The sequence below is a fragment of the Caulobacter sp. DMC95 genome (assembly GCF_056313785.1).
This window is the reverse complement of sequence record NZ_JBQUZP010000008.1, coordinates 141,521-153,100: the sequence shown is the minus strand read 5'-3', so window position 1 is coordinate 153,100 and position 11,580 is coordinate 141,521. Positions and strand designations below refer to the sequence as shown.

6 protein-coding genes and 2 pseudogenes are annotated in these 11,580 nt (G+C 65.4%); 5 read left to right on the top strand and 3 right to left on the bottom strand.

What is annotated here, in order from left to right; genetic code table 11:
* Positions 1-233: 233 nt before the first annotated feature.
* A pseudogene (locus ACT53N_RS17755) lies at positions 234-494 on the top strand (hypothetical protein); the annotation flags it as partial.
* Positions 480-587: pseudogene (locus ACT53N_RS17750) on the top strand (hypothetical protein); the annotation flags it as partial. The pseudogenes ACT53N_RS17755 and ACT53N_RS17750, both read left to right, overlap by 15 nt.
* A gap of 26 nt (positions 588-613) precedes the next feature.
* Here ACT53N_RS17750 and ACT53N_RS17745 read toward each other — a convergent pair.
* A complete protein-coding gene (locus ACT53N_RS17745; protein ID WP_476065145.1) occupies positions 614-2,128 on the bottom strand; it encodes a tryptophan halogenase family protein in 1,515 nt (504 codons plus the stop codon).
* A 103-nt stretch (positions 2,129-2,231) separates the two neighbouring features.
* A complete protein-coding gene (locus tag ACT53N_RS17740) occupies positions 2,232-4,997 on the bottom strand; it encodes a TonB-dependent receptor (RefSeq protein ID WP_476065112.1) in 2,766 nt (921 codons plus the stop codon).
* Between the two features lie 309 nt (positions 4,998-5,306).
* Between ACT53N_RS17740 and ACT53N_RS17735 the strand changes: the two genes are divergently transcribed.
* Together ACT53N_RS17735 and ACT53N_RS17730 are read left to right on the top strand one after the other, a co-directional pair.
* A complete protein-coding gene (locus ACT53N_RS17735) occupies positions 5,307-7,118 on the top strand; it encodes an alpha-amylase family glycosyl hydrolase (RefSeq protein WP_476065111.1) in 1,812 nt (603 codons plus the stop codon).
* A complete protein-coding gene (locus ACT53N_RS17730) occupies positions 7,094-8,737 on the top strand; it encodes an alpha-amylase family glycosyl hydrolase (RefSeq protein ID WP_476065110.1) in 1,644 nt (547 codons plus the stop codon). Before ACT53N_RS17735 ends, ACT53N_RS17730 begins: the two co-directional genes overlap by 25 nt.
* Here ACT53N_RS17730 and ACT53N_RS17725 read toward each other — a convergent pair.
* On the bottom strand, positions 8,734-9,822 hold the full coding sequence (locus ACT53N_RS17725) for a LacI family DNA-binding transcriptional regulator (RefSeq protein WP_476065109.1): 1,089 nt from the start codon (positions 9,820-9,822) through the stop codon (positions 8,734-8,736). The genes ACT53N_RS17730 and ACT53N_RS17725 overlap by 4 nt on opposite strands.
* A gap of 245 nt (positions 9,823-10,067) precedes the next feature.
* Here ACT53N_RS17725 and ACT53N_RS17720 point away from each other — a divergent pair, with 245 nt between their 5' ends.
* Entirely contained in the window at positions 10,068-11,564 is a 1,497-nt protein-coding gene (locus tag ACT53N_RS17720; RefSeq protein ID WP_476065108.1) for an MFS transporter, read from the top strand.
* The last annotated feature ends 16 nt before the right edge of the window (positions 11,565-11,580 follow it).

Sequence of the window (11,580 nt, the reverse complement as noted above, 5' to 3'; positions counted from 1 at the left end):
TCTGGCGAGAGAATATCGTGTCCGGTCTGCGCGCCCATGATCCGTCGCAATAATATGTTCTATTTTTGTTCCGATTCCAGTTTGCAGCTCCAGAATGATGATGATCCGGCGTCAGAACCGGACGTATCACTGGTTCTGCCCCGTCGACTCCGCGCCGCTCCGCAGGCACATTTCTTAACGGCGGGGTTGTTCCGGAGCGCTGTCGCGGCCGCGACGCGGGGATCGGGACGCCCTTGAGCCGTCATTCCCTCGATCCCGGGCTAGAGGAGGCCTCGATGGACATCGATCCCGACCGCCTGCGCGCGATCGTGGGCGCTCTGGGCGGCGTGGCCGTCTATGGTTGCGTGCAGATCGGCGCGCTGGGCGTCGTCGAGCGCGGCCTTCTGGTGCGGCTGGCCTGCGCAGCCGCTTCGGCGATGATCCTGGCCGGGTTTCTGGTGCGGGTCGGCTTGCCGGTCATTCCCTGGCCGCCGCTGCGCGAGGCCTATCTGTTCGGCTTCGTCATCGGCGCGTTCAGCTGGGAACTGCTGCCGATCGTGTTCCGCGCGGTGCGCCGGCGGGCCCGCGAACGTCTGGAGCGCCCCTGATGCGGTGAGCGCGCGCGCCTGCTGGGTCAGGCGCGCGCAGGCCGGCTAGGACAGTTTTTGGCGATGAAGTCGCCGTGGGCGGGCAGGGCGTCGATCGCCCGGCTCATGATCTGGCGCAGATTGGCCAGATACTCGTCGAGCTGGGCGTCGGTGACGACGCCGGTGAGGGGATGGAAAGCCTCAGGGATAACGCCCTGGCCGATCAGGACCTGGATCCAGCTGGCTTCCTTGAAGAGGTCGTCGTCCTGGTTGAACAGGCGACCCGACTGGGAGAAGAGCGCGATCCGCGCCTTGAGGCTGTCGGGCATGTCCATCTGGCGCACCGCCCGCCAGAACGGCGTGTCTTCGCGCGTGGTGGCCTTGTAGTGCAGCACCAGGAAGTCGCGGATGTACTCGTACTCCAGGGCCGTCTGGCGATTGTACTCGGCGATCTCGATCGGATTGAAGCCGCGGTCGGGGAAGAGCGCCAGAAGCCGGTTCAGGGCGGACTGGACTAGGTGGATGCTGGTCGACTCCAGCGGTTCCATGAAACCGCTGGCCAGGCCCAGGGCGACGACGTTGCGGTTCCAGAACTGCTTGCGGCGGCCCGTCATGAACCGTAGCTGCCTCGGCTCGGCGAGGGGCGCGCCGTCCAGGTTGGCCATCAGCACGTCGGTCGCCTGGGCGGCGTCGATATAGTCGCTGCAGAACACGTGGCCGTTGCCGGTACGGTGTTGCAGCGGGATGCGCCACTGCCAGCCGGCCTCGCGCGCCGTGGCGCGGGTATAGGGCGTCAGGGGCGTGACCGAGGCGCAGGGGACGGCGATGGCGCTGTCCATCGGCAGCCACGCGCGCCAGTCCTCATACCCGCTCTTCAGGGTCTCCTCGATCAGCAGGCCCCGGAAGCCCGAGCAGTCGATGAAGAACTCGCCGCCGACCTTCCGGCCGTCCTGCAGGGTCAGGCCCGTGACGAAGCCGCTTTCGGCGTCCTGGTCGACGCCGACAATGCGCCCTTCAACGCGGGTGACGCCCTGCGCCTCGCTGTAGCGGCGCAGGTACTGGGCGTAGAGCGCGGCGTCGAAGTGGAAGGCGTAGGCAAGCCCGTCCAGATAGCCGCCGCCGACCTGGGCCACGCGGTCGAAGCGCCCGGCCTTCGCGGCGCGGGCGTTGAGGGAATAGTCCCACAGGCTCTCATCATGTCCGGCCTGGCGTCGACGCAGCCAGTAGTGATGGAACGGCGCCATGCCCAGGGGGCGGCCGATGGGGCCGAAGGCGTGAAGATAGGACTGGCCGACTGTGTGCCAGTCGACGAACTCGATTCCCAGCTTGATGGTGCCGTGCGTGGCCGCGAGGAAGTCGTTCTCATCGAGGCCCAGCAGGCTGTTCAACAACCGGATGGCCGGGATGGTGGCCTCGCCGACCCCGACAATGCCGATCTCGTCGGACTCGACTACGGTGATGGCGACGGAGGGGCCGAGCGTGCGCGAGAGCAGGGCCGCGCTGATCCAGCCGGCGGTTCCCCCGCCCACGATGGTCACGGCCTTGATCGCCGTATCGGTCATTCGCGTCCTGCCCAAGCCTGCCTCTCTGCTCGGAGGCTCTCATAAAAAGACCCCGCCGGAATGATCCGGCGGGGCTCCAAGACTGCAGGAGGAGGCTTGGGGATTAGAAGCGGTACGACACGCCGACCATGTAGGTCGCGCCATACTTCTGGTAGTCGATCGTCTGGCGCTGATCGTTGTTGTCGTAGGTCTTGAAGGGCTCGTTGGTGATGTTGTTGGCCTGCAGCAGCAGGGACAAACCGTTCATCGGGCCGTCGCGGAATTCGTAGCCGATCTGGGCGTCGACAACCGACTCCTTGTCGACCGTGCGGAAGACGCGCGCGGCGCTCAGGCCGGCGACTTCGCCCAGGAACTTGCCGCGATAGCGGTTGCTGATCCGGGCGTTGAAGCCGTTCTTTTCATAGTAGAACGTGGTGTTGACGACCGTCTTGGACAGACCCGGGATGGTGATCGGGTTCGTGCCTTTTTCCAGCGTCACCTTGCTGTCGGTGAACGAGCCGCTGATGATCAGGCCGAAGGACTTCAGCGGTTCCCACAGCAGGTCGCCCTGCAGCGAGGCCGACAGTTCCAGACCGCGGATGTAGCCGCCGTCGCCGTTGTCGGGGCCCGACACCAGACCGATCTTGGTGCCCAGCTGAGCCTGCTGCGCGGTGCTGAGCAGGAACAGATAGTCCGAGAAGTCCTTGTAGGACGAGGAGTTGGAGTTGACGAAGTTCGACAGCTCCTTGTGGTACACGGCGGCGGACAGGTAGGCCGAGCGACCGAAGTACTTTTCAACCGAAACGTCGACGCCGTCGGCGATGTAGGGCCGCAGGTTCGGGTTGCCGCCGTTGGCGCTGAAGTACGAGTTGTTCGGATCCGTCGAGGTCAGGCGCGAGGTGTTCTGGTTGAACGACTGGCTGGCGCGCAGTTCGTCCATCCGGGCCCGGGCCAGGGTGCGGGCCGCGCCGACGCGGATATAGAGCTCGTTGCCCGCGTCGAACGTCAGGTTCACGCTGGGCAGGGCGTAGGTGTACTTGGCGCCGTCATCGGTGACCGTCGGGCTGGCCGGCGCGGAAGGATTGACCGCAACGCCCTTCGAGAACTGGTCGGTGCGAACCACCTGCAGGCCGAAGTTGCCGGTCACCGGGATCGAGCCGACCTGGGAGTCGACGCCGAACTTGGCGTAGGCCACCTGGACGTCTTCACGGACCGACCAGTTGCGGGTCTGCACGGCCGGGTTGGCGTCGGCGATCAGCGTGTAGAAGCCGTTCTTCAGCAGGTAGGTCGGGTCGTAGGCCAGCATGGCCTTGATGCCGATCAGGTCCAGCTTGGCGACGCCGATGATGGCTTCTTGCGGGATGGCGCGGCTGGTCGGGGCGCCGTCAGCGATCCGGCCGCCAAAGGTCAGGAAGCTTTCGTGGACTTCCTTGTCCTTCTCGCGACGGCTGGCGTTGACGCCGAACTCGACCGACTTGACCGGACCCCACTCCAGGTCGCGCTTGGCGGTGAACCGGGCGGCCGTCAGTTCGTCGGTGATCGACGGGGTGTTGTAGAAGCCGGCCTGGGTCAGAGCGCCGCCGGAGGCGCCGCCGCCCCAACCTTGCGGGTCGGTCAGCTTGAACAGGTTGCGGTCAGTGTAGTCGAGGGTCGAGGCGAACATCGTGCCTGCGCCCGGCGTGGTCGTGAAGCCCAGGGTGTCGGTCGCGCCGACGCCGTTCGGGCCAGTGCCCGAATAGGATTCGAAGATCACGTCGGTGCGGTCGGCCGAGGAGTAGCTCAGGTCCGCCGTCAGCGACCAACCGTTGTCGGTCAGGTAGTTCAGGTTCCAGCCGGCCGACTTCAGCGTGGTGTCACGCGTGTTCAGGTCGTTGCGCATCACGCCCTTGACGCCCGAGAACGTGCCGTTGGTGATCAGGCCGGCGCTGGTGGTGCGCGTCGGCTGCAGCGTCGCGGACGACCATTGCAGCGGCAGCTCGATGCCGCGCAGGATCTGCTCTTCGTTGAACTCCGAGTAGTAGACGTCCAGCGACGTCGTAACCTTGTCGTTCGGCTTGTACTCCAGGACGCCGATGGCGCCGAAGCGCTCGAGGTTGTTGGACTGGATGTAAGGCTTGGCGCCGCCGATCACGCGATCATTGGCCGCGTTGATGGTCGGATAGCCCCAGGCGTTGAAGCGCTTGCTCTGGGTCGGGGTCGAGATGTCCGAGATGGCCAGAGCCAGACCAACCGTATCGTTCGCGAACTGGTTGACGTAGGTGGCGCTGAAGCGGTGACCCGAGTCCTTGGCGTCCGGGTTCAGCTTCTTCTCGCTGTTCATTTCGTAGCGAGCGTTGGCCGACAGGATGCGCTTGCCGTAGCTCAGCGGGCGGATCGTCCGCAGGTCGGCGGTGCCCGACAGGCCTTGGCCGATCAGGCCGGCGTCGGGGGTCTTGTAGACCACGACGCCCGACAGGATTTCCGAAGGATACTGGTCGAACTCGACGCCGCGGTTGTCGCCGGTCGAAACCTGTTCGCGACCGTTCAGCAGGGTCGAGGTGAAGTCCGGGCCAAGGCCGCGGATCGAGATGACCTGGGCGCGGCCGTCGAGGCGCTGCGCGGTCAAGCCTGGCAGGCGGGCCAGCGATTCGGCGATCGAGGTGTCCGGCAGCTTGCCGATATCTTCGGCCGAAATGGCTTCGACGATCGAGGTCGATTGCTTCTTGAGCGCGATCGAGTTTTCGAGACCGGCGCGAATGCCGGTGATGACGACTTCCTCGACCTTGGTGTCATCCGCAGCGGGGGCGGCGGTCTGGGCTTGAGCCGAACCAGCGACGGCGAAGGCGAGCGCCAGGCCCGTGGCCCCGCCGGCCATCAGCCAAGCGCGACGGCGCGAAAATTGGGTGTTCATACGAGTTCCCTCCCTGTCCGGCTCTGCGCTGTTGAAGTCGTGCGGCGGGCCGTTGGTGCAAACTACTGCAAATTAACGGGACGTAATCAACACAAAAATATGCAAACGGGGATCGCTGAGTGCGACGCGCCGGCTCGGAATGGGCCATGTGTGGCTTCTTTGCGCCACTTGGAGGCCGTTAAAGCTGCGGCGAGGCGCGCAAATCCCCTCAAGTTGACGGATTGACAGCTTGCCAATCGGACTGCAAATTCTTGCAAAGAATTGCAATGCGACCCGCAAGTCGGGGCGCGCATTGAGGGGAGGGGAGCGATGTCGGCCTTGACGCCTTGGCGGCGAACGCTGCTGGCCATGACGGCCTTGAGCGCGCTCGGCATGGGCGTGGCGGCGACGGCCTCGGCCGCTCCCGATTCCCATCTGCAGCGCAAACCGCAAGACGAGGTGATCTACTTCGTCCTGCCTGATCGCTTCGAGAATGGCGACGCGACGAATGATCACGGCGGCCCCGCCTTGGGGGCGCTGGTCGATGGCTTTGATCCCAAGCGCGCCGGTTTCTACCACGGCGGCGACCTCAAGGGCGTGACGCGTCGTCTCGACTATGTTCAAGGTCTGGGGGCGACGGCCGTCTGGCTGGCGCCGATCTTCGTGAACCGGGCCGTGCAGGGGCCGCCGGGCCAGGAGTCGGCCGCGCATCACGGCTACTGGATCACCGACTTCACTGACGTCGATCCGCATCTCGGAACCAAGGCCGACTTCAAGGCCCTGGTCGACGCCGCCCATGCGCGCGGCATGAAGGTCTACATGGACATCGTCGTGAACCACACGGCCGACGTCATCCAGTACAAGGAATGCCCGGACAGCCGCTGCGCCTATCGGGGCGTCGCCGACTATCCCTACGTGCGGCGAGGCGGGATCGGTGGCTCAGCGATCAACGACGGCTTCGACGGCAAGGATTTCAGCAAGCTCAAGCGCGCGGACTGGGCCTATACGCCCTTCGTGCCGGCCGGTCAGGAGCGCGCCAAGACCCCCGCCTGGCTGAACGATCCGATCTACTATCACAACCGGGGTGACAGTACGTTCTCTGGCGAGAGCTCACTGCTGGGTGATTTCGCCACGCTCGATGACGTGTTCACGGCCAACCCCCGCGTGGTGGAGGGCTTTATCGAGGTCTATGGGCGCTGGATCGACGACTTCGGGATCGACGGCTATCGCATCGACACCGCGCGCCACGTGAATCCCGAGTTCTGGCAGGCCTTCGTCCCGGCCATGCTGGCGCGGGCCAAGGCCCGGGGAATCGAGAACTTCCACATCTTCGGCGAGGTTTTCGACCCCGACGTCGCCGCCCTGGCGCGACACGTGAAGGTCGACAAGTTGCCGGCGGTGCTGGACTTCGCCTTCCAGGCGGCGGTGACGGATGTCGTCACCGGGCGCGCCGGGCCTGACCGACTGGCCACTGTTTTCGCCGGCGACGTTGTCTACGAAGGTGGCGAGGCCACGGCGCGCCAGCTGCCGACCTTTCTGGGCAACCACGACATGGGCCGCATAGGTCACTTCGTGCTGAAAGCCCGGCCGCAGATCAGCGACGACGAGCTGCTGGCGCGGGTCACCCTGGCCAACGCCATTATGCTGAGCGCGCGCGGCGTGCCGACGATCTATTACGGCGACGAGCAGGGCTTCACGGGCGATGGCGACTACGCCGACAGTCGGGAGGACATGTTCCCGAGCCAGGTGGCCAGCTACAACGACAACCGCCTGGTCGGCTCAAGCGCCCAAGGGGCAAGGTCGGCCTTCCAGACAGACAGCGTGCTGTACCGCCGTATCGCCGCGCTCGCGAGGCTGCGGACAACAACGCCTGCGCTGCGCGAGGGACGGCAGGTGATCCGCGTCGCCGAGGGCGAACCCGGCCTGCTGGCTTTTTCCCGGCTGATGGCGGGAACCGAGGTGCTGGCCGTCTTCAATACCAGCGACAAGCCGATTGAGGCGCGCGTGCCGGTCGAGATGGGCTCGGCGGCTTGGAAGAGCCTGCACGGAGCTTGCGTCTCCAGCGCCGCAGCGCCGGGCAGCTACCGCGTCGAACTGGCGCCGTTCGACTACATGATTTGCGTTTCCGAGGGACGATCGTGACAGTACAGGCTCTAGAGCGCCCCGGTGTGGAGACGTCGATGAACGCCGAATGGTGGCGCGGCGCCGTCATCTATCAGGTCTATCCGCGCAGTTTCGCCGACTCGAACGGCGACGGCGTCGGGGATCTCCCCGGCATTACCGCCCACCTGGAGCATATCGCCTCGCTGGGCGTCGAGGGTGTGTGGCTGTCGCCGTTCTTCAAGTCGCCGATGAAGGATTTCGGCTACGACGTCTCGGACTATCGCGACGTCGATCCGATCTTCGGGACGCTCGCCGATTTCGACGCCCTGATCGCCAAGGCCCACAGCCTGGGCCTCAAGATCATCATCGACCTGGTGTTCTCGCACGCGTCGGACGAGCACCCCTGGTTTGCGGAGAGCCGCCAGGATCGGACCAACGCCAAGGCGGACTGGTTCGTGTGGGCCGACGCCAAGCCGGACGGCAGTCCGCCCAGCAACTGGCAGTCGGTGTTCGGCGGCCCGGCCTGGACGTGGGACGCCCGGCGCGGCCAGTACTACATGCACAACTTCCTCAGTAGCCAGCCGCAGCTAAACCTGCACAACCTGGCGGTTCAGGAAGCCCTGCTGGCGATCACCCAGTTCTGGATCGACAAGGGCGTGGACGGTTTCCGCTTCGACGCCATCAACTTCTCGATGCATGACCCGGACCTGAAGGATAACCCGCCCCTGCCGCCGGGCGGCAAGCGGACGCGCCCCTTCGACTTCCAGGACAAGATCTACAATCAGGGTCATGCCGACATCCCGAAGTTCCTCAGCCGCCTGCGGGCGCTGACGGACGCCGCGGGGGGGCGGTTCTCTGTGGCCGAGGTCGGGGGCGACTACGCCGAGCGCGAAATGAAGCTGTTCACGGCCGGCGATGATCGCCTGAACAGCGCCTACGGCTTTCTCTATCTCTATGCCGACAAGCTGACGCGCGAGATGGTCCCGCAGGGCTCGGCCATCTGGCCCGGCGAGGCGGGCGAGGGCTGGCCGTCCTGGACGTTCTCGAACCACGACGCGCCGCGCGCGGTGTCCCGCTGGGCCGAGGGGCGCGACCGCAAGGCCTTCGCCGAGATGTGCCTGCTGCTGCTGATGGGCCTGCGCGGCAATGTCTTCGTCTATCAGGGTGAGGAGCTGGGCCTGCCTCAAGCGAATGTGCCGTTCGAGCGCCTGCAGGATCCCGAGGCCATCGCCAACTGGCCTCAGACCCTGGGTCGCGACGGCGCCCGCACGCCGATGCCTTGGACGGCCAGCGCGCTCAATGCGGGCTTCTCGGCGGTGGAGCCTTGGCTGCCGGTCGATCCGGAGCATCTGCCGTTGGCGGTCGACGCGCAGGAAGCTGATCCGACCTCGACCTTGCACATCGCCCGCCGCCTGATCGGTCTGCGTCGCGCCTATTCGGCGCTGCGCACCGGGAAGATCAGCTTTATCGACACCAACAGTCCGCTGCTGATCTTCCAGCGCGGGGAGGGCGCGGACGCGGTGCTCCTGGCCTTCAATCTGGGTCAAGAGGCTGTCGCCTGGTCCTTGCCCGACGGTTGGGCGCTGGTCGACGGAGTCAACCTGGGCGGTGAGGGGCGGATGCCGGTGTGCGCCGGACTGATCGCGCGGCGGAGCTAGCCCCCGCAGCTTTCCCGGATGATCAGATCGGTGGGCACGCGTTCAGAGCGGCTGGCGCGCTCGCCGCTGTCGAGCAGTTTGGAGACCATCAGCTTGCCGGCCTTGGTCGTGTCCTGGGCGATGGTCGACAAGGCGGGGCTGGCGTAGCGGCTGAAGGGCACGTTGTCGAAGCCCATCACCGAGACGTCGCCCGGGACGGACAGCCCGCCATGCTTCAGCGCGCGGATCGCGCCCAGGGCGATTAGGTCCGAAGCTGCGACGACGCCGTCGAACGCGACGCCGTTGTGGATCAGGCTGTCGACAGCGGCCTCCGCCGACTCGACCTCGAAGTGCGCCGGTACGATCAGATCGGGATCGACGCCCAGCTTGACGTGCTCCAGGGCGTCGAGATAGCCGCGATGGCGCTGCATGGCTTCGGGGGCTTCGGTGTCGCCTAGGAAGACGATCCGCTTCCGGCCCAGACGCTGCAGATGCAGAGTCGCGCGACGGCCGCCCATGACGTTGTCGGAGCCCACCGAGCAGTAGTTCTGGTCCGGCAGTTGCGCGCCCCAGACCACGAAGCGGTTCTCGGTCTCGGCTAGGCGATTGAAGGCGGCGTGCAGCGAACTCTGACCCAGGAAGATCACGCCCTCGGCGCGGCTGGTGGTCATGGCCTCGGAGAGGTCGTCGAAATTCGTGGGGGCGATGTGCGACAATATCACGTCGCAGCCGCGCTCGCGGGCCGCCTCGCCGACGCCGGCCAGCAGTTCCAGGAAGAAGGGGTCGGACATGCTGCTGCCCCGACCCTGGGGGCGTGGGGTGACGATGGCGATGGTCGCCTCGGCGCCGATCGGGCCAGCGGGCATGTAGCGGCGGAAGGGGTAGTCCATCTCGCGCGCCAGCTTCCAGATCAGCTGCTTCGTGCGCTTGTTGACCGCCGGGCTGTCGTTGAGGGCGCGCGAGGCGGTCGAGATCGAAACGCCCGCCAACTTGGCCAAGTCTTCCAGTCGCGTCGCGCCCTTGCTCACCCCGAACTCGCCCCTAATGCAAAGATTTCTGCAAATATTTTCAGTGCCCCATAAGACGCGCTTCGGCGCTGTTTGCAAGCGCGCCTGGGCGACTTAGAGGCGAAATTCGATATTGAAAACTACTGCAAAGATTCACGAGATCCTTGCGGCGCTACGGGTGATCTGGCGCTTTGCGGTAATTCATAGATATCAAAATTACTCAATCAGTCATGCATTTGGCGTTGCGTGTGGCGGCGGCGCATGCGCAAATGTCGCCCGCAAAGCGCAATGAAAAATTTTGCGAACCAGCCGGGCCAACCGGCGGTCGGGGCGGCGGAGGACCGATGGCCAGGCAGAGGCTCAGTTTCCTGCAGATCTGGAACATGTGCTTTGGATTCTTCGGAATCCAGATCGGTTTCGGCCTGCAGAACGCCAACACCAGCCGCATCTTCCAGTCTCTCGGCGTGGATGTGAACCACCTGGCGATCCTGTGGATCGCCGCGCCGGCCACCGGGTTGCTGGTTCAGCCCATCATCGGCCATTTCAGCGACAAGACCTGGGGGCGTTTTGGACGTCGTCGGCCCTACTTCTTCTGGGGCGCGATCCTGACCACCCTGGCGCTGCTGGTCATGCCCAACTCCCCGACGCTGTGGGTGGCGGCGGCGGCGCTCTGGATCATGGACGCCTCGATCAACATCACCATGGAGCCGTTCCGCGCCTTTGTCGGCGACAACTTGCCCGACGAGCAGCGCGCCACCGGCTATGCGATGCAGAGCTTCTTCATCGGGCTGGGCGCCGTGTTCGCCTCGGCCTTGCCGTGGATGCTGACCAACTGGTTCGACGTCGCCAACACCGCGCCCGCCGGACAGGTGCCGGATTCGGTGCGGATCGCCTTCTACACCGGCGGAGCGGGTCTTCTGCTAGCGGTGCTGTGGACCGTATTCACCACCCGCGAATATAGTCCCGAACAGCTTTCCGCCTTTGAGACTGCGGAGCGTCAGGCCGCCGGGCTCAGCGCGTCTGTGGAGGCGGAACCCTCGGGCAAGGCCTACGTCACGCTGGGGGTTGGTGGCGTCGTGCTCGGTCTTGCTCTCGCGCTGGTTGTCTGGAGCGCTGGTCTGGAGAAGGAGCTCTATGTCCTGGCCGCCCTGCTGTTCGGCTTCGGCGTCGCCGGCGTGGCGGGGGCGGGGTTGAAGCGTATCGGCCGCACCGACAACGGCTTCTCGGAAGTACTGGCCGACGCCTTTCGTATGCCCAAGACCATGCGCCAGCTGGCGTTGGTGCAGTTCTTCTCGTGGTTTGGTCTCTTCGCCATGTGGATCTACACGACGCCGGCCGTGGCGACTGTCCACTTCCAGGCGGCCGACACCGCGTCCAAGGCCTACAACGACGGCGCGGACTGGGTCGGCGTGCTGTTCGCCGTCTACAACGGCGTGGCGGCGCTGGCGGCCTTGCTCATTCCCCTGATGGTCAAGATCACCAACCGACGTGTCAGTCACGCCATCTGCCTTTGCCTTGGCGCGCTGGGTCTGATGTCTTTCCTGGTGATCCGCGACCCCAAGCTGCTTCTGATCGGCATGGTGGGCGTCGGATTCGCCTGGAGCTCGATCCTATCGGCCCCGTACTCGATCCTGGCCGGGGCCCTGCCGGCGCGGAAAATGGGCGTCTACATGGGCATCTTCAACTTCTTCATCGTCATCCCGCAATTGCTGGCGGCGACCTTGCTGGGCCTGCTGCTCAAGACCTTCTTCGATGGACAGGCGATCTATGCGCTGGCGCTGGGCGCGGCCGGTTTCGTCGCCGCCGCCCTGGCCACATTTGCGGTCGAGGATCGGACGTGACCGCGCACAAAGACCC